The following is an 18,566-nucleotide window of genomic DNA, read 5'->3' as shown; positions in this document are numbered from 1 at the left end:
CTCGCAGGCTAGCTGACTGATACCGGGTGACAAGCAAGATGTGCCCCCGGTTTGCAGTCGTCTATGTTAGAGGGCGTTGCGCATTTCCTGCAGCTGACTGAGTTTCTGGCTCCACTCCTCGCGGCGTGCTTTTTCCCGATCGACAAGTGCCGCCGGTGCTTTATCGACAAAGGCGGCATTGCCAAGTTTGCCGTCGCATTTCTTCACCTCGATTTCGACCTTGGAGATCTCCTTGTCGAGTCGGGCTTTCTCAGCTTCCACATCGATCAGGCCTTCCAGCGGCATGTAGACCTCACCGACATCGGTGACGGCGGCTGGAGTTCCTTTGGGGGCATCGTAGCTATCGCAAATTTCAATTTCACCACCAGCCAGCAGGCCCAGCACATCCGACTCATCCGCGAGCCATGGCTCGGCTTTGATGATGATGAATTTCACATCCTTGCGGGCGGCCACATTGTATTCGGCCTTCAGGTTGCGCATCCGACCGGCCGTGGTGTAGACGGCATCGGCGCGGCTGGCAGCGTCTTCCTGCCCCTCGATCAGACGAGTGGATGGGAGCTCTTTCTGCATCAGGAACTCACCTTCGGAAACGTATCCCATCCGGGCAGACAGCTCTTCGGTGATGTGCGGCATGTAGGGGTGGAGCAATTGCAGGTAGCGACTCATCACTGCATCGAAAACGGCCAAGGTGGTGTTCCGCGCCGCTTCGCTGGCAGACTCGCGCAGGTCACCTTTCACGGCCTCCAGGAATTTATCGCAGAACTCACTCCAGAGGAAGTCATAGAGCTGCTGGCCAATTTCGTTGAACTTGTAATCGCCGTATGCCTTCTCCTGATCCGCCGTGAGCTGGTCGAGCTTGCGGGCGATATCGATGTGATACGGACGCAGTCCGCTGACCTCGGTGAGCTGAGCATGAATCTCGCTGGCACCACTGTCCAGCATCTGGCGGAAGCGGCAGGCGTTGTAGAGCTTGTTCGCAAAGTTCCGACCTTCGGCAACCAAGGATTCGTCAAAGCGAACGTCCGCCCCCACAGGAGCGGTGCGCAGCAATCCGAAACGGAGGCCATCGGCACCATACTGGTCCATCAGGTCGATGGGATCCGGTGAGTTGCCCAAGGATTTGCTCATCTTCCGCCCTTTGATATCGCGGATGATGGAGGTGAAGAACACGTTTTTGAACGGAATCTCATCCTTGAAGTAGAAGCCGGCCATGATCATGCGGGCTACCCAGAAGAAGATGATGTCCGGACCGGTGACCAGATCGCTGGTGGGGTAGAATTTCTTCTGCTCGTCCTCCGACATGGTAGCAAAAGGCCACAGCCATGAGCTGAACCAGGTGTCCATCACGTCTTCATCGCGCACCCAGTTTTCCGGGTCGGACGGTGGCTCGGCACCGACGTAGATATCGCCAGCTTCGAGATCAGCCACGTCGAGCGACTCGGCGGCGAGCAGGGCCTCGGATTTTTCCTTCCGATACCACACCGGAATCTGGTGCCCCCACCAGAGCTGGCGGCTGATGCACCAGTCCTGAATGTTGTCCATCCAGTTGGCGTGAGTTTTGGCCCAGCGGGCAGGACGATATTGAATGTCCCCCTTGGCCACAGCCTCGGCGGTTTCTTCCGTGGCCGGGTATTTCAGGAACCACTGCATGGAAATGCGCGGCTCGATCGGCACATCAGCGCGCTCGGAGTAGCCGACGTTGTTGTCGTGCTCCTCCACCTTGATCAGCAGGCCGAGTTCCTCGAGCTTCTGCGCGGCTTTTTTACGGGCGACAAAGCGATCCAGACCATCGAGGTCCGGGCACTCGGGGCAGTTCACCGTGCCATCGGCATTCAAGGTATCGATGATTTCCAGATCATGGCGCATACCAATGTCAAAGTCCGCCTTGTCGTGGGCAGGAGTGATTTTCAGGGCACCGGTGCCGAACTCCACATCCACGTGATCATCTGCGATGATGGGGATTTCAGCCGCAGGGAACGGACGGCGCACTTTCTTCCCGATCAGATCGGTGTAGCGTTCGTCTTTCGGGTTCACCGCCACAGCGACATCGCCCATCAGGGTTTCGGGTCGGGTGGTGGAGATTTCCAGGAACTCGCCGGGGGCATCGACGAGTTCGTATTTCATGAAGTAAAGTTTGGATTTCTGAGGCTTGGAGATCACCTCCTCGTCAGAGAGTGCGGTCAGGGAAACCGGACACCAGTTGACCATGCGTTTGCCGCGGTAGATCAGGCCGTCGTTGAAGAGCTTGGTGAACACCTCGGAGACTTGGCTCGAGTAGTCCTCGTCCATGGTGAAGCGCTCGCGTTCCCAATCGCAGGAGCAACCGAGACGTTTCAGCTGCTGAATGATGATGCCGCCGTGTTTGTCCTTCCAGTCCCAGACGCGTTCGAGAAATGCCTCACGTCCGACGTCGCGGCGGGTCTTTCCTTCCTCGTCGCGCAGCTGTCGCTCCACCTTCGTCTGGGTGGCAATCCCTGCGTGATCGGTGCCAGGCAGCCACATCACCTCTTTCCCCTGCTGACGCGCGCGGCGGCAGAGAATGTCTTGAATGGTGTTATTAAGAACGTGTCCAAGGTGCAGAATGCCGGTGACGTTCGGGGGCGGGATGACAATGGAGTAACCTTCCTTCTCCGATGAGGGGTCGGCACTGAAACATTGGTTTTCCAACCAGGCGGCATACCAGTTTTTTTCAACCGCTTGCGGTTCATAGGCTTTGGGAAGCTCGGACATGGCGCGGTTTCTGCCAAAGCCGCCTGCTTTTGTAAAGACCGCTTCGCGGCTAAACTCATCCTGTGGTCAAAATTATCCTGTGCATTGCGGATTTCCTGTTTAAAAAATCCCCATGCCGACGACGATCCTCGCCATCGAATCCAGCTGCGACGAAACCGCTGTGGCGATCCTACGCCACGAGCCGGGTCAGCTGGAGATCCTGGCCTCTGAGATTTCCTCCCAGATTGACATCCACCGCGAGTTCGGCGGTGTGGTGCCTGAGCTGGCCAGCAGAAACCACTCGCTGCACCTGCGCCCCCTCATCGAACTGGCGCTGGCCAATGCCGGGTTGAAAATCCACGACATTGATGCCTTCGGTGCCACCGCCGGCCCCGGCTTGGCCTCCTCCCTACTGGTGGGCAATACCACCGCCAAGTCACTCTCCGTGGCCACCGGCAAACCGTTCATTTCAGTCAACCACATGGAAGGACATTTGCTGTCGCCATTCCTGGAAGCTCCCGAACTGAAGTCGAACCTCGCCCTGATCGTCTCCGGCGGCCACACCCTGCTGATCCACATGCGCGACTTCGGCGATTACAAGCTGTTAGGAAGCACCCGCGACGATGCCGCGGGCGAGGCTTACGACAAGGTAGGAAAAATGCTCGGCCTGCCCTACCCTGGCGGCCCTGAGATCGAAAAACAGGCTCATCAGGGATCAGCGACCGCCTTCGACTTTCCGCGCGCCATGATGAAGGAAGGCCTGGACTTCTCCTTTTCAGGATTAAAAACGGCGGTGCTCTATCAGCTGGAAAAGCTCGACCCCGAACAGGGCCGTGCTCCCAAGGACGCGATCCCCGACCTCTGTGCCTCGTTTCAACAAGCGGTCATTGATGTGCTGGTAACCAAAACCTTGCGCGCCGCTGCGCAATGCGGAGAAAAACTCATCACCCTTTCCGGCGGCGTTTCTTGCAACAAGACCTTGCGCAACGCGATGCAAGAGGCCTGCGACCAAAATGGGCTCGAACTGCTGATCGCGCCCCCCGCCCTCTCCACCGACAACGCCGCGATGATTGGCTTCGTCGCCTTACACAGTCATCTGCGGGGTAAAAAATCCAGTTTACATGAGGATATCAACCCCAACCTCAAGCTCGCCCACGCTTAAACAAGCCGCGATTGCCCCCAAAAACAGCGACCTTGCACTCGCCCTCAAAACACGCTAAACCCCAGCACACACCTCTCGAACCAACTTCCTCCCACCATGGAAAACCAAGAATCAACCACCTCAAGCACACCCGAACAAGCAGCCCCTGTCGTCGCGACGAAACCTGCAGCCAACCCAGCCCTCACAACTGGGCTGATTATTCTCGTCGTGGTTCTGCTGTTTATCATGCTGATGTTCTCCATGAACGGTCAGAGCCCGTTCAGCAAAAAGGATTCTTCTGACCTCACGGAGCTTAAAGCCCGTAATGCTCAACTCCGCGCTGACACCAATGCCATCCGCCAGAGCCGCGGTGAAGCACCTCTGCCTGAAAGCGCACACAGCGCACGCAGCATGGCCGATCGCCTCCAGCGCGATGCCGTATCACTCGCAGCCCTGACCAGTCAGTGGGAAAAAGAGCTGGCACAAAAAGACGCCGCCATGCGCAAACTCGAGAGTGAACTCAATGCCCACTCTCAGAACTCACAGCAACTCTATGCACAAATCGCGACCCTGCAGAAGGAGCTTGCTCAAGCCGGCAATGCTAGCGCTGAAGTAACTCGCTTGCAGAACGATCTGAAAATCGCCGAAAACCAGGCCGCCATGCTGCGCAAGCAACTGACCGAATTTCAGTCACGTCCCACCAACGAACAGCTCGCCAGCCTGAACAAGATGCTCGACGTCAGCATTGCCAAGGAAAAACAACTCCAGCAGCAAGTGAACGCACTCAGAGAAGATGCCAAGAACAGCGTAGAGCGGAAGAAATACAGCGATGTCGTGGCCGAGCTCGAGCAGCTCCGCCCAAGGGTCAATCAACAGCGTTATGAAATCCAACGCCTCCGTGCCCAGCTTGATCGCACTCGACTGTTCATCGAATCCTACAAGGATCTCCCAGCAGAGGCCGCCGCACTTTTCGAGCGCCTGCGCACATTGGAAAACACCAACCCTCAACAGCTGGCTGCAGCCTACCAAAACATCGGAACCACCCTGAACGCCCGCATCGTGCTGCGTCAGGAATTTGCCACCGGCTCATCGCAGATCACCTTCGATCGCGAGGCTCTGATCCGTCAGGCATTGAGCACGAAGAAAGACCCCGACACCTTTTTCTTGGTGGTCGGTTACGCCTCGAAAACGGGTGATGCAAAAAGCAACCGCGAGCTCTCAGCCAAGCGCGCCACCACGGTGGCCTCCGTGGTGAACACCATGAAAGAGAGCGGCCAGCAGGTGAAGGCTGTCTACCTCGGTCAGACCAGCCGTTTTTCCACCGAGGATCACACCCAAAACCAGATCTGTGAGGTCTGGGAGATTGTCAAGTAGCCGCTAAGCTACCAAGAGATTCACTTCATGACGGAGGGCTTGAGCCCTTCGTCGAGAGGGTTCCGTTTAGGGCGATCAGCAAAGAGACTTTTCGAGATTTCCTCTTTGCGCCCCATCCCCTCTAGACAATAGCAATTAAGCCCGCTGACTCTGACACGCCGCTTTGATCGTGTTGGAAATCAGCATGGCGATGGTCATTGGACCCACGCCGCCAGGAACAGGAGTGATGGCTGAGCACTTCGGTGCCACCTCGTCATAAGCAACATCACCGACCAGACGATAGCCGCGCTTGGCGGAAGCATCTTCGACTCGGTTGATACCCACATCGATCACCACGGCTCCGTCTTTCACCATGTCGGCGGTGACGAATTCGGGTCGACCAATTGCTGCCACAATAATATCCGCACGACGGCACACCTCGACGAGGTCCTTGGTCCGTGAGTGCGCCACGGTGACGGTGGCATTGCCCTCCTTGCTCATCAGCAGCAGCGCCATGGGCTTGCCCACAATCATGCTGCGACCAATCACCACGGCCTCGGCGCCGGAAGTTTCCACACCAGCCTCCTTGAGCAGGCGCATGCAGCCGGCCGGAGTGCAGGGCACATAGCCGCTGCTGTCTTCCAGTGCGAGTTTCGCAACATTTTCAGGATGAAATCCATCGACGTCCTTGGCGGGATCGATCGCCCTAACAATGGCGTCTTCATCGATCTGCGGCGGAGGTGGCGACTGCACCAGGATACCGTGGATTTGGGGATCGGCATTCAGCTCATGCACCACATCCAGCACCTGCTGATGGGTGGCATCGGCAGGCAGTTCAATCTTGCGGGAGTGCAGGCCGAGCTCGGCGCACTTGCGCACTTTCGAGCCCACGTAAACTTTTGAAGCAGGGTCATCACCGACCAGAACCACGGCGAGGCCGGGAACCACGCCGCGTGTTTGTAACTCCTCAATTTGCTGACCGCATTCGGCCAGGACTTTTTCGGCTACCGCTTTACCATCGATGATTGTGCTCACGTCATCAGGGAAAACTATTGGGACCTATCAGCAAAGAATAAACTGAGAAAAGTATCGCATTTCCATGCCCACCACCACCGACGGTTAGAGTTCCGGCAAATCATCCACGCCTTGGCGCAGGGCTGTCTCAATCCCCTTGCGACATTGCTCAAATGCCTCTCCGTCCATGCGCGCCGAAACCTGGATCGGCTTTTCCAGGTGAATGGTGATACGACTGAAGGGTTTGGGAATGTGAAAACGGTCCCAACTTTTCACCCGCCAGCTGGAGCTATGGGTGAATCTCACCGGCAGCACCGGAGCGCCGGACGACTGAGCCAGCTTCACAATCCCCGGCTGCAAGTGGTAGCGCGGGCCACGCGGACCATCCGGAGTGACAAAGAGCTGTTCGCCTGCTTTCAGCGCTTTTTTCAAAGCAATCAAGGCCGCGACGCCGCGACGGGAGCTTGAGCCGCGCACGGTTTTCACTCCAAAGCTGCTCACTACCGACTCGATCACCGCGCCGTCCTTGCTGGCGCTGGCGAGAGCACTGGCTGGCGCGCTGCCGCTGAATTTGGTTTTGTTCAGTGGCGCTGCAATCAGACAATTATGCCAGAACACCCAGATGACCGGCACCCCTGGCTGGGCCAGCGCACGGACGCCATGCGGGTCTTCCAACTTGCAGCGCAAAGTCAGGCCTAACAGCTTAATCAACACCGTGACCACCTTGCCAGCCAGTCGCTGTTTCCAAGTGCCTCTGATATCCGATCCTTTACTCACCGTTGCTTAAAAAAATGGGGCTTAGAGGAAACCGGGAATATGCAGGGTCTCTACCAGATACTGCTGTTGGGCCAGCAGGTTTTGATAGAACTCATGCCGCTCCTCGTCCGGCTCGCATTGGGTTGCCTCATCGGGGACCACCGCGTAGCTAATGATCTCATCGTAGCTCAGGGACTCACCGCTGTGCTCGAAAAACCCGACCGCCGCCTGCAGTGCCGCACCGAGCGCAGCACCCTCATCTGTTTTCAGGGCGACCACCGGGAGACCGAAAACATCGGCTAAAATCTGACGCCACGTGGCACTCTTCGCGCCGCCACCGGTGAGTCGCACTGAGGTCGGCTCAAAACCGAGTTCGGTCATCCGTAGCATGCCGTAGCCGAGGCTGAGACTGACACCCTCCATCGCAGCGCGCATGACATTGGCCGGGGTGAAATTGGTGAGATTCATGCCGTGGAGCACGCCGCAGCCTTCCGGCAAACTCGGTGTGCGCTCGCCCTGCAGGTAGGGCAGCATCATCATTCCCTCCGCCCCCATCGGAGCTGAGGCAACCTCTTTCTCCATCTGCTCGTGATCCCACCCGTAGTGTTTTCTAACAAGCTCGGTCACAACGGTGGCATTCATCGAGCAGACCAACGGCAACCACTGATCGGTGGAATCGCAGAATGCGGCGACCTCGCCCTGGGGATCGATCAATGGCTTGTCGCTGACACCGTAGACCGTGCCGCTGGTGCCGAGAGACACGGTGACTTGGCCCGGGTTCACATTGCCTGTGCCGATGGCGCCCATCATGTTATCTCCCCCGCCCGCACTCACAAGCACGTGGGTGCCCAGCCCCCAGGCTTTGGCCAGCTCCGGACGAATCGGCCCGAGCACGTCACGGGAGGAACCGATTTCCGGCAACACACGATGCAACACCGGGTCGATGAAATCGATCATTTCCTTGCTCCAGCAACGGTTGCGCACATCGAACAAGCCAGTGCCCGAGGCATCGCCCGGCTCCATGCGTTTAACGCCGGTTAGCCAGTAATTGATAAAATCGTGAGGCAGCAAGACAGTTTCGATCCTGCCGAAGTTCTGTGGCTCATTTTGTTTCAGCCACAGGATCTTGGACGCGGTGTAGCCTGGCTGCATGGGGTTGCCTGCTAGCTCGATCAGACCGGGCGATCCACCGAAAGCGCGGGAAATTTCATCGCACTGCTCGGTGGTGGAGGTGTCACACCACAGCTTGGCCGGGCGGATGATGCGGTTGGCATCGTCGAGCACTACCAATCCATGCTGCTGGCCACTGACACCGATCGCGGCGACGCGGGCAACCTCCGAACCGAGCTGCTTGACACAATCGCGCACGGTGGCATCCACCGCCTTGATCCACAGCGCCGGATCCTGCTCGCGGTGTCCCTCGGGCAGCCCCTCGACCATACCGTAAGATTGAGACGACTGAGCCACTACAACCGCCTTCTCGAGGTCAAAAACAAGGGCCTTTGTCCCCTGGGTGCCAGTATCAATCCCGATTACGTACATAAGTGATTCCGTCGATGGTTCCGGCGGTGTGCCAGCACCTGTATTCATTGCCAGTCGCCAGCCGTTTGACAAGTCCGCGTGTCAACTTTCTCACACGCTTCACCTTTCCTAACAAACGCTAGCCAAGCAGCACATGATAGATCGCAAAGCTGGTGGTGCCAAGAATCAAAACCCCAACAAGAGCCCCCACCCATTTATCGCGTGTCATCGCATTCGGGCGATGGAAGGATGAGGAACGCGGAAAGACGATAGCGGCATATGCCATCCCAGCTAACAGACCACCGGCATGTGCCGCATTGTCAATGAAGCTCATCCCCAGAAAACCGATCACCACCATCAGGAAAATCCCAGCCAACAAGCGCCGCTGAGCGGGACGAGGCACCAAACGCATGTGCATCTTTTCAAAAACGAGCATGAAGCCAAGCAAGCCCATCAGGCCACCGGACGAGCCCACGGCAGGCGACTTAGGCAGCCAGTAGAACGACGCCAAACCACCGATCCACGAGGCCATGGCAATGACAATGAGCAAATGCGGCCAGCGAGCCAGCGTCTCGGTGCGTCGCCCAAGGTAGAGAATCCCACCCGCATTCATCAGCAGGTGCACGATATTGCCGTGCAGCAAGGGCGCTGTGAACAGTCGCCACTGAGCGGCCGCATCAGCCACCTCCGGGTAGCTCAGCGCTTTCATTTTTAACAATCCGGCGCGAAGGATGGAAGGTTTCATCCCCGTGGAACCCCAGTCGATGAACAACTGCGCCAAGCCCACCGCGATCAAACAAGCCAACAGGAAGTAAGTCACCGGAACTTTCCTCCGCTGCAGCCAGGCATCGAATTGAGCTTCAGGGATTTCCTCGGCAAGGTCGGATGGCTCGGTTTTCGCCAGCTTTCGCCTGGTTTTCCAACTTTCGTAAAGCGGCAGCAGCCCAAACATCAGCAGCAAGAGCGCGGCCAGACCCGTGAGCTGGCTGGAATACAGCGCGTGCCAGTTCCGCCCATAATTACTCCAGGCCGCATAACCGGTCCAGAGCACCGCCGCGCCAAACACAAGACTCATGCGCTGGCCGTCGCTGGCATCCTGGTCGGCAAATTTTGCCTGGCGCTGGCGCAGCACCTGGCGTAGCGCAGGAACGGCCTCAGGCACCACCAATCGTGGATGCTCGGGGGTCCAAACCAAGTCGACTCCCGACCTCAGACCGCCTACTTTTTCGGCCAAGTCACGGGCGTCAGCGGCGTGATGCACTGCGCCCTTGGCATCGATGACGCCATACTCGGCGGTATCGGGTTTCAGAGGGAACGCATCATCGCGTGCCCAGGCCGGAACTTCGTCCGGCTTCAGAACATCCGGCTTGGATGGTTCCGCCACGATAAATTATTGATCACCACCAGCTTCCGACTCAGCGGGAGCGGCGGGTGGCGTGGCTGGCTCTTCCTCGGAAGGAGCCGGTGCAGCCGGAGGAGTCACAGGAGCTGCTGGCACATCCACACCATCGGTAGGCATGGTGACAGGAGCTTCCTCATCATCGACGGCAGGCACATTGGGCAACACTTCCTCGGTAGGATCCGTGGAGTCATCCGCCATGTTGTGATCCACGTTCTGACGCTTACCAATCAGGATGGCTAGCACCAAGGTGATCACGAAAAACAGTGTGCCGAGATAAACCGTGCCTTTCTGGAGAACATCCGTGGTGCGGGCACCAAAGGCTTGATCGGTCAGACCCGAACCAAATGCCGCGCCGAGACCTTCTTGTTTAGGCCGCTGCATCAGCACCACCAGTGCGAGCAGAAGACAGACGATCACGTGGATCACCAAAAGCAGATTAATAGAGATGTTGAGCCAGTTGGCAGCAATTACAGGAGTCATGGGCGCGGGAATATGGTGAAGTGGTTCCTGCTTGTAAAGACGCGATTTTGGGCATTTGACGCTTTTTCAGCGTTTTCAGGCCCGATTCGCGCAAGCAACGATGCGAGTGCTATTTAATATGGCGAATGATGACGTTGTTCTCGTCGCAGACCACCTTCTTCGGAAGAATCGGGTTCTCGGAGATGGCAAATGCCATGATGGTGATGCGCTCACCGGCTTTAATGATGTGAGCCGCGCCGCCGTTCATGATGATTTTCCCAGTTCCGGGCTCGCCAGCTTGGGCGTAAGTTTCCAGTCGACCACCTTTCGAGGCAGACGTTACCAGCACGCGCTCCCCCTCCCAAAGACCGGCCGCCTCCATGAGATCGGATGGGATTTCGATACTTCCTTCATACTCAACATCCGCAACTGTGACACAGGCGCGGTGGATTTTTGATTTTAATAGCACGTGCTGCATGTGCGGAAACAAGCCGCGATCCGTGCGAAGGTCAAATTTCAAATTTACAAATTGCAATTATCGTCAAACCCCACTACTCCCCGCGCATGCTCAAGGCAGGAATCGTAGGTCTACCCAACGTCGGAAAATCGACACTCTTTAATGCAGTCACCCGCACCCGCAATGCGGAGGCGGCCAACTATCCATTTTGCACCATCGACCCCAACGTCGGCGTGGTCACCGTGCCGGACGAACGCTTGAACGTCATGGCCGAGATCAGCAAGACCCAGAAGATCATCCCCGCCGCGATCGAATTTGTCGATATCGCCGGACTGGTGGAAGGAGCCTCTGAAGGTGCCGGACTTGGCAACAAGTTCCTCGCCAACATCCGCGAAGTCGACGCCATCGTCCAGGTAGTGCGCTGCTTTAATAATGACGACATCATTCACGAACTCGGCAGTGTTGATCCAATTCGCGACATCGAAATCATCAACTCGGAACTCATCCTCGCCGACATCGCCGCCTTGCAGAAACGCAAAGAATCCCGCGCTAAGAAAGCCAAGAGCGGTGACAAAGAGTCAAAAAAAGAGGTCGAACTCATCGACAAACTGCTCCCTCACCTCGATGCCGGCAAACCTGCGCTCACCCTGGAACTCAGCGATGACGAGCAGATCACCCTGCGCGATTTCTTCCTGCTGAGCTCGAAACGCACCATTTTCGCCTGCAACGTCACCGAAGACGAGCTGGCAGAAACCCAAAAGAACCCGGACGGCCACGACATGGTCGCCAAGGTCAGAGAATACGCCGCCGCCTCACACAACGCCGAAGCCATCGTGATTTCCGCACGTATCGAAGAAGAACTGGTCGAACTCGACGCCGAAGAAGTGAAGGAATTCCTCGCTGACATGGGCATTGAGGACTCGGGCGTCTCCACCTTGATTCGAGGAGTCTACCACCTGCTCGGCCTGCGCACTTATATTACCAGTGGCGAAAAAGAAACTCGCGCCTGGACCATTCGCGAAGGCGACAAGGCACCTGCCGCAGCCGGCGTCATTCATGGTGACTTTGAACGTGGCTTCATCGCCGCCGAAGTCTGCGCCTATGAAGACCTGGTAGCCGCGGGCTCCAAAAATGCCGCCAAGGAAGCCGGCAAATTAAGAATTGAAGGTAAGGAATACGTGGTGAAAGACGGAGACATCATCGAGTTCCGTTTCAACGTCTAAACCACCCCTCGTTCGCCCCCATTTGTTCAGCACTCGGACTCCGAGTGCCCGGTGCCCGTCTGCACCCCTACCTCTGAACGCACGCTCCTCTGTAGCACCATTGTCACGTAACAGCGACAGCTCAGAGCTACCGTGTGTGTAAATTCAGGACCTGCCACATACACCACTCTTGGAAATCCATCCAAGATGGCTAAATCAGTGTACCCAGAGAACCCTGGCCTGCATGCTACAGCAACAGAATGCAGGCTGACAGTAAGCGGCTTACGTGCCACACAAAACCACACAAGCTAAACAATCAACATAAGCATAGTTTTTTATAAAAAATAACAATTATTGTATTGATACGCATTATTTTACAGTTATTATTGCTTACATCGAAGCGAAACAAGCCGTTAACCAAGTTTATCAGTAAATACAAACTTCACCTCGCACCACTTCCCGCCCATGAAGATCCTCGACAGTACATTCGCACAAGCCACTTTATTGAGCCTGATTCTTTCTGTGCCTATTCTTTTTGCCAATGGCATTCCAGGATCTGAGTCTCATTCGTTTAACTTCGAACCAAACTCTTTCAAGCAGAACTCAACCGTTCCAGAGTCCACCCCACCAGTGAATGCCGACAACATCCTCGTGGACGAGTCCGAAGAGCAGCAGATTCAGCTACTCAAAAACTCCTCAGCCCCCACGCGACTGAGCCAGCTCACAGACGACAGCTCACCCCCAAAACGCGTTCGCTAGAGCCACACAACATTTCAGGTGTTATGCTTTTGCATCTGCACCACCCTGAACCCTCCCCCTTTCACCCTTGGGCGGAGGGTTTTTGCTGTACAGTTAACTCACCGTATCGGTTTTAGAGGTTTTTTTGTAAAGACCCTCATTTTCAGGCAAAAACCTTTCAAAACCATCATGAATTTTATTAAAATTTGCTTGAGTTTTCATGACTATTAGAGACAATCAAGTGTCTGACAGTATGTAACATAGCTTACTTTCTCGCAAGTTGACGCTGATACTTAGAAACCTGCAAACGTTAGGCAACGGCAGCCAATGCCACCACCCTTACCCAAGCCCTGCCGAAGGGCTTTCATGAATAAGCACGTCCCCAACCAGGTCTCGATGATACCAACCATCCATTCTCAGCGGTCTCGCACCACGGTCCGATCCGTCGTTGCGCTGATGCTGAAGACTGCTTTTTTCCTAGGTTTCACAAGCTTCGCCCAAGCTCAGTATATCCCTCTTGATCAGGAATTCGGCATCGATCAACAGAGCACTCATCTACACCTGCGCTACCTTGCAGCCAGGCGCAATGCCATCCCCAACATTCTCAACCCCTTTCAAACACCACCCAAGGCGATGGTAATTCATGACGAAGAGCCGGAACCTTGGCAGCTCCCGCAACTTTCATGGCGCCGAGGCATCACCGCCACCGTTTTCTGGGTTGGTGAAAAAGCGAGTGAACGTAATCCCACCCCGAACAACGCCAGCTCATGGGACCCCAACTGGGAGAAAAATTATGGTGGTGTGGATCACCCTGCACAACGAAATGGGTACACGCCCGCAGCGTTTACCCCCAAGTTGAACCCATTTTACATCGCCTTGCCCTACAATGACATCGCTCCAGGCGGAGGCCATCAGCCGGAGGCATCAAAAGTGATTCCTTGGTTCTGGCGTTCATACCGAGGCAATTGGACCTCGGTGTGCAAAGGGAAATGGGTGGCCATCCACTACCGCGGCAAAGTCTGCTACGCCCAGTGGGAAGACTGCGGCCCGTTCAGCACAGACGATTGGCAGTATGTATTCCAAGGCCACGCGCCAAAACCCAACCCCAACGGCAATGCCGGCATCGATATCAGCCCAGCCGTTCGTGACTTTCTCGGCATTCGCAGCGGATACCGGGTCGCGTGGAAATTCGTCGAAGATCAAAATGTCCCCACTGGACCATGGCTCAACTAACGTTCACTCACTCTATCACTCCTTAGGAATTATGTTTTCATTGCGATACAACAGCGAATACCTCGCCGATTCCTTGCTCCTCAGCGTGTCCTCCACTTCAGAATAAGCCATCAACAATAACAAACCTGCCACTGGCTCCACGTGATACGACAAGGATCGCCGCAGCAGACCATCTTCCCTTTTATCCTGCTTATGATTCGCCACAAACGTGCCGTGTTTGGCAGCCAGCAGCAACTGCAACTTCATAAAGTCCGACTTCACCGCCTTCGGTTTCATCCCCGGAGCGCCGTAATGCACGGTCACTTCAAATAACGCGCCCCAATGATAACGAGCCTCCAACGCATAAGCCTTCGTCCCCGGCAGTGGCCCACTGACCGCCGAGACGCGGATCTCTCTGAGCTCCGGGTGCGCCCCGGGAATCTTGATCACCGCATCCAACTTTTTCGCCTGCGCCCAATCGAGCACCTTGTCCGGCTTGTCACCCCACTGCATCCCAAAGGGCGGGGCCAGAATCGCCTGAGCTCTGATATTAGCTATCCCCAGCAGGCTCAAAGCGATCAGCCACAGCGGAACCATGCACATCATCTTATTTCTGAAAACAGCCAGCTGAAACATATCGATCATGAGAATAGCGTCGATCAGTCGCAAGGCAAGTTTCTAAAGACCGACCAGCAGCGCGCCACCACTCGCAAACTCCTTCGCCCCGGCAGCATGCTGGTTGAAATGACCGTCGCCATGGTCTTACTAACAACCATTGGCATGGTCGTCTTCAAAAGCACCATCGACCTCATCGCTCCTCGGCAGTCGATCTTACACCAGAATGTATCAGATGCCTACTTGAGTTACGAATCAGCCTACGCAGAGCGTGTTAGCTTCGAGGTGCTAACCAGTAACAGCTCTCCTTGGCCGATCTACCCATCGAAAACAAGCTCCACAGTAGAAATCGGCAAGCTCCCGGGAGCCATTCCCATCATGGCCACAGTCGTTCGGACACGCATCCCAGACCCCAACAACCTCTCGTCAGCAGGAGGAAGCGGCACAACCGACACCAACCCTGCGGAAATGGAAACTTGGCGAGTGGAAAGCCACATGACGTATCAAATTGGCGATGAAACTTACGTCAAATCACGCAGCACCGTGAGAACACAATAAAACTATGATTACTTGCACAACATCATCGCCAGCGGCAAGGCAAGGCGGGTTCACTCTGATGGAGATGACCATTGTTATCCTCGTTGGCAGCATGATCGCCATCATGTCCTTGGTGCTATTCAATAATCAACTGGCGACCTATCGCATCATCAACACTCAAAACTTTCTCATCCATGAAGCACCTCAGATCGAGAATAGTTTGAACCGTATCACCAGCCGGGCGAACTTCTTTCGCCTTTACCCCACTCTCGAAGATGCCGAAGCGGGGACCAATGCCACCATTACCGATGCTCAGGTGATCGCTCTGCAATTTTCCGGCATTGCGCAGGCAGCGGATAGCTTCGGCGTCATCGCCTTCGACAGCGATGAGAATAAACTCAATTACTACCATCTCGCCTCGATGGCTGAGCTCGCTGTCGCCACTCCGGAATGGTCAATCTCCTCACAGGTCAGCGATGCAAACTTCTTTGTTCAGAACGGCGTCCTGCGCTTCAAGCTCACCGGCGCCAACGGCGCTGAAATTATTTACTCCACCACCACACTACGATGAATCTTACCCACCCACACAGACCGACGCCGCCACGTCGACCCTGCGCGCCACAACCTGGTTTTGCATCCCTGCTGACGGTCATCTCCGTAGGCATCGGCCTGCTGCTGATCCTCATCTCCATGTACAGGGACACGGTGGAATCTCAAAACACCCAGAAAGATCATGCACTTCGAGCTGATTATCAGCAGCGGGAAGAAGCATTTCTACGCGCTCTCACGAACATTATTCCGAACAAAGCCATGCTCTGCATGCAAAATGACTCTCGTAATTGGAGCACCCGTAAAAACCTGGACTGGAGCACCATATTCGATGAAGCCATGGTGCTATCCAATGCGAATGCGCCACTTGACAGCTCAAAATCCGATGACCTCGGTCTGCCCAGTGCCCGTAATGCAAACATCGCCAACAGCACATTCAGCTACAGCGCCACCATCAAGAATTTAGACGGAGAAAGCTCAACATGGGAGGAAGTCACCACGGGAACGAATGTGAGCGCTTCCAGCGAATACCCACCACCACTGACATGCTCAAATAGAAACAACCGCTGGGATGGCCGATACCCCCTTGTTTCCCATAAAAAAACCTATGGGGACTCCGCCACCGGCTGGGTGGGAGCCGATGTGGATGATTACCCTCAATACAATCTAGTCGATTCCCCTGCGCACCACTTCAACTACCGCTCGGGCTCAACAATGATTGCCAAACATAATTGGTGGGGGTTCGAGCTCTCATTTGCTGACGAAGATAGCGCTCAGACCAAACTTGCCAGCCGGAAGAAAAAATACCTGATCTCGCTTTACGAGATCCCCTCTCAACTCCCTATCAACGGAGCCTCCTACACCGCCCTCGGCCAACATACCGATGGCAGCGACTGGTCGAATTTCAATATATCAGGCGGCATCTTTGCAGAACGGGTTAAGACCGAAGGCAGTTTTTCCACAGAAGCCATCTCCAGCAGAAAAAGCGTCGAGCTATCCGGTGACACCTCAGTTAATGGTATCACCGGGAGCGCCACTGGAAGCGACCCCTTCGCCAGCACAGCTCGCGAGCTGAGCGAAACCAAAGGCGAAACCTTCCCTATTTCCTCCGCAGCCAATGGTGGCCGAGTAGCGTTTATCCCCATCAACCGCGGCTTGGACTTTTATGACCGCTTCATGGGCGACGATCGCGATCTCGGTAACGGCAACTCCCCGGACGGAACCAATGCAGTCTCTCAAACGTCATGGGATTATTATAGTCTCGGCTCACAACAATGTGTCATGCGCCTTGATATCATCGATGTCGAATCAAGCTTGGACCAAACCCCCACATCTATCCGCTTCACCTATGCCGACAAGAAATCGGGCAACTCTCTGGCGCAGGAAACCTTCACAAAAGGCTCCAATTGGCCCGACATTGGGACAGAAGACGGCACAGAGTTCCCCTTCCACGTGGAAACCTCCGCGGCCGGCTACCCCTGCCTCTCCGTTTACATTGAGAGAATTCAACCTTTTCTCGCTGCACGTGGTGCTGATTACCCGGAAACAAACAACTCCATCTCGATCAACCCCGATTACGTGAATAACGCCAAAATCTCCCGGCCTACCTTCCCCAGCTCCAATGACAAACTGGCCTTGCTACTCATGGATGCACAAGATCTCACCACGTACACAGCAGGTTTTTCCCTCGTGACCAATCTGCGACTCATCATTGCCGATGATGTTAATACCACCCCCACCACGGCCCCCTCAGACATGACCTTGGCATCCGGCGAGCTCTTCTACCCTCCTCTATCACTGTTTGCGCCGGAAAAACGATATGGCGACAGCTTGGAGCCCATGCAGATCGAAGTGGACGGCCAACTTGGCTCGCTCGCCAAAGATAACGATACGCCAACGCACATTGGCGATTTCAAATCCGGCAGCTCAGATGAGGTCGTTCCGGCCAATATTTCGGCAGACCTCAAGGCGATCACTCACCCAGCAGCATTGCCCCCTATTAATATCATGAACTGGATGGTCCTCATTCGTGAAATCCACCCTACTTACACGCCATAACCCCCTCGGGCGCTCGCCAAACTCATCCACACACGTCTCGTTATGAAATATCCACGTATCATCACCCTCGCTTTACTTTCTACCGCTACCATCGCCACAGCCGCCCCCACGCAATCTCTGGCAACACCCAAGAAGCCACCAACTCATGCTGACCTGGTAAAACTGAAGGCAGCACAAGACAAGGCAGCTCCTCCTGCAGAACCTGCGAAACCAATCGCCAAGGCAAAACGCAAAACCCTCATAGGCTCGTCCACTTTATTAGCCAACAACGGTCACTGGACGCTGATTCCCAAAGGTGCTGTGATTTACATTCCTGAGAGACATAAAGGCAAACTTGTCAGCAAACCGACAGGAACCCTCATTGAATGGAAAAAATTCCTCATCGCAAACCACGGATGGATCCACGTCCATCCTGTCACCATGACCCAAGCACAGGGTAAGGACAAACTCGCCGATGATGTCATGAAAGCCTACCAATCAATGGGCAAAGTCGTCGTCGCCACCTGCGCAGGCGGCCCTATCTCAGTGGCCCCCATTTCCTTGCTAACGGAAGAAGAGACTGCCGAACTCAAGGCCAAAGCCGCTGCGACTGGTCAATCTACTCCCAGCGGGCCTCGATAAACCCGGCCCACGGCGTAACGAAGACACCGTCACCAACATTCCCGATCAGGTAGATCTATCCCAATTCCATATCCCCGCTGCTCTCTCAGCAGCGGGGATTTTTTTGTGCCTACGCCAAAGCCATAGAACCACTGCCTCCTCAGCACACTTTAAGGAGACCGGCCCGCGAAGCCCCCCCAGACCCATAAGCCCTACTCCACCCTACTCCACCCTTTTACGGCC

General features: G+C 55.5%; 17 protein-coding genes. 9 read left to right on the top strand and 8 right to left on the bottom strand.

The features are described from left to right. Positions 1–66: 66 nt before the first annotated feature. Complete coding sequence (locus JO972_RS05880; protein WP_309489083.1) at positions 67–2,730, bottom strand: valine--tRNA ligase; 2,664 nt, start codon at positions 2,728–2,730, stop codon at positions 67–69. A 112-nt stretch (positions 2,731–2,842) separates the two neighbouring features. Here JO972_RS05880 and tsaD point away from each other — a divergent pair, with 112 nt between their 5' ends. Then, positions 2,843–3,871, top strand: a complete 1,029-nt coding sequence (gene tsaD, locus JO972_RS05875; RefSeq protein WP_309489082.1) for a tRNA (adenosine(37)-N6)-threonylcarbamoyltransferase complex transferase subunit TsaD — start codon at positions 2,843–2,845, stop codon at positions 3,869–3,871. Between the two features lie 96 nt (positions 3,872–3,967). Then, a complete protein-coding gene (locus tag JO972_RS05870; RefSeq protein ID WP_309489081.1) occupies positions 3,968–5,224 on the top strand; it encodes an OmpA family protein in 1,257 nt (418 codons plus the stop codon). Between the two features lie 135 nt (positions 5,225–5,359). On the opposite strand, the gene folD is transcribed toward JO972_RS05870, so the two are convergent. The 6 genes from folD to JO972_RS05840 form a co-directional block, all read right to left on the bottom strand. Next, a complete protein-coding gene (gene folD / locus JO972_RS05865; protein ID WP_309489080.1) occupies positions 5,360–6,238 on the bottom strand; it encodes a bifunctional methylenetetrahydrofolate dehydrogenase/methenyltetrahydrofolate cyclohydrolase FolD in 879 nt (292 codons plus the stop codon). Between the two features lie 84 nt (positions 6,239–6,322). Next, the gene (locus JO972_RS05860) at positions 6,323–6,994 is read right to left on the bottom strand and encodes a lysophospholipid acyltransferase family protein (RefSeq protein WP_309489079.1); all 672 of its coding nucleotides are present in this window, start codon (positions 6,992–6,994) and stop codon (positions 6,323–6,325) included. 21 nt (positions 6,995–7,015) lie between these two features. Then, positions 7,016–8,515, bottom strand: a complete 1,500-nt coding sequence (gene xylB, locus JO972_RS05855) for a xylulokinase (RefSeq protein ID WP_309489078.1) — start codon at positions 8,513–8,515, stop codon at positions 7,016–7,018. 118 nt (positions 8,516–8,633) lie between these two features. Continuing rightward, on the bottom strand, positions 8,634–9,878 hold the full coding sequence (locus JO972_RS05850; protein WP_309489077.1) for a rhomboid family intramembrane serine protease: 1,245 nt from the start codon (positions 9,876–9,878) through the stop codon (positions 8,634–8,636). Between the two features lie 6 nt (positions 9,879–9,884). Then, complete coding sequence (gene secG, locus JO972_RS05845) at positions 9,885–10,376, bottom strand: preprotein translocase subunit SecG (protein ID WP_309489076.1); 492 nt, start codon at positions 10,374–10,376, stop codon at positions 9,885–9,887. A 109-nt stretch (positions 10,377–10,485) separates the two neighbouring features. Further along, positions 10,486–10,875, bottom strand: coding sequence for an aspartate 1-decarboxylase (locus JO972_RS05840; protein WP_309489075.1), 390 nt, complete (start codon positions 10,873–10,875; stop codon positions 10,486–10,488). 44 nt (positions 10,876–10,919) lie between these two features. Here JO972_RS05840 and ychF point away from each other — a divergent pair, with 44 nt between their 5' ends. The 3 genes from ychF to JO972_RS05825 all read left to right on the top strand — a co-directional run bounded on the left by ychF (position 10,920) and on the right by JO972_RS05825 (position 13,985). Beyond that, positions 10,920–12,035, top strand: a complete 1,116-nt coding sequence (ychF, locus tag JO972_RS05835; protein WP_309489074.1) for a redox-regulated ATPase YchF — start codon at positions 10,920–10,922, stop codon at positions 12,033–12,035. Positions 12,036–12,479: 444 nt separating this feature from the next. Next, positions 12,480–12,773, top strand: a complete 294-nt coding sequence (locus tag JO972_RS05830) for a hypothetical protein (RefSeq protein WP_309489073.1) — start codon at positions 12,480–12,482, stop codon at positions 12,771–12,773. Positions 12,774–13,118: 345 nt separating this feature from the next. Beyond that, positions 13,119–13,985, top strand: coding sequence for a hypothetical protein (locus JO972_RS05825; RefSeq protein ID WP_309489072.1), 867 nt, complete (start codon positions 13,119–13,121; stop codon positions 13,983–13,985). Positions 13,986–14,000: 15 nt separating this feature from the next. Here the strand turns inward: JO972_RS05825 and JO972_RS05820 are convergent, their stop codons facing one another. Next, on the bottom strand, positions 14,001–14,609 hold the full coding sequence (locus tag JO972_RS05820) for a hypothetical protein (RefSeq protein WP_309489071.1): 609 nt from the start codon (positions 14,607–14,609) through the stop codon (positions 14,001–14,003). 87 nt (positions 14,610–14,696) lie between these two features. Between JO972_RS05820 and JO972_RS05815 the strand changes: the two genes are divergently transcribed. The 4 genes from JO972_RS05815 to JO972_RS05800 are packed head-to-tail and all read left to right on the top strand — an operon-like array spanning position 14,697 to position 18,344. Next, positions 14,697–15,137 carry a hypothetical protein gene (locus tag JO972_RS05815; protein WP_309489070.1) on the top strand — a complete coding sequence of 147 codons (441 nt, stop codon included), beginning with the start codon at positions 14,697–14,699 and terminating at the stop codon, positions 15,135–15,137. A 4-nt stretch (positions 15,138–15,141) separates the two neighbouring features. Further along, positions 15,142–15,687 (top strand): PulJ/GspJ family protein, encoded by a 546-nt coding sequence (locus JO972_RS05810; RefSeq protein WP_309489069.1) that lies wholly within the window; start codon positions 15,142–15,144, stop codon positions 15,685–15,687. Continuing rightward, positions 15,684–17,723 (top strand): hypothetical protein, encoded by a 2,040-nt coding sequence (locus JO972_RS05805; RefSeq protein WP_309489068.1) that lies wholly within the window; start codon positions 15,684–15,686, stop codon positions 17,721–17,723. Before JO972_RS05810 ends, JO972_RS05805 begins: the two co-directional genes overlap by 4 nt. A gap of 42 nt (positions 17,724–17,765) precedes the next feature. Beyond that, on the top strand, positions 17,766–18,344 hold the full coding sequence (locus JO972_RS05800) for a hypothetical protein (RefSeq protein ID WP_309489067.1): 579 nt from the start codon (positions 17,766–17,768) through the stop codon (positions 18,342–18,344). The last annotated feature ends 222 nt before the right edge of the window (positions 18,345–18,566 follow it).

This window comes from Oceaniferula flava (assembly GCF_016811075.1).
GTDB classification, from domain to species: domain Bacteria; phylum Verrucomicrobiota; class Verrucomicrobiia; order Verrucomicrobiales; family Akkermansiaceae; genus Oceaniferula; species Oceaniferula flava.
Note: the sequence above shows the minus strand (reverse complement) of the source record. Positions and strands in the feature narration are given on the sequence as shown.

Coding starts and splice junctions, on each gene's coding strand:
- JO972_RS05880 (WP_309489083.1), bottom strand. CDS start 2,730: ATGTCCGAGCTTCCCAAAGCCTATGAACCGCAAGCGGTTGAAAAAAAC.
- tsaD (WP_309489082.1), top strand. CDS start 2,843: ATGCCGACGACGATCCTCGCCATCGAATCCAGCTGCGACGAAACCGCT.
- JO972_RS05870 (WP_309489081.1), top strand. CDS start 3,968: ATGGAAAACCAAGAATCAACCACCTCAAGCACACCCGAACAAGCAGCC.
- xylB (WP_309489078.1), bottom strand. CDS start 8,515: ATGTACGTAATCGGGATTGATACTGGCACCCAGGGGACAAAGGCCCTT.
- secG (WP_309489076.1), bottom strand. CDS start 10,376: ATGACTCCTGTAATTGCTGCCAACTGGCTCAACATCTCTATTAATCTG.
- ychF (WP_309489074.1), top strand. CDS start 10,920: ATGCTCAAGGCAGGAATCGTAGGTCTACCCAACGTCGGAAAATCGACA.
- JO972_RS05830 (WP_309489073.1), top strand. CDS start 12,480: ATGAAGATCCTCGACAGTACATTCGCACAAGCCACTTTATTGAGCCTG.
- JO972_RS05825 (WP_309489072.1), top strand. CDS start 13,119: ATGAATAAGCACGTCCCCAACCAGGTCTCGATGATACCAACCATCCAT.
- JO972_RS05820 (WP_309489071.1), bottom strand. CDS start 14,609: ATGATCGATATGTTTCAGCTGGCTGTTTTCAGAAATAAGATGATGTGC.
- JO972_RS05815 (WP_309489070.1), top strand. CDS start 14,697: ATGCTGGTTGAAATGACCGTCGCCATGGTCTTACTAACAACCATTGGC.
- JO972_RS05810 (WP_309489069.1), top strand. CDS start 15,142: ATGATTACTTGCACAACATCATCGCCAGCGGCAAGGCAAGGCGGGTTC.
- JO972_RS05805 (WP_309489068.1), top strand. CDS start 15,684: ATGAATCTTACCCACCCACACAGACCGACGCCGCCACGTCGACCCTGC.
- JO972_RS05800 (WP_309489067.1), top strand. CDS start 17,766: ATGAAATATCCACGTATCATCACCCTCGCTTTACTTTCTACCGCTACC.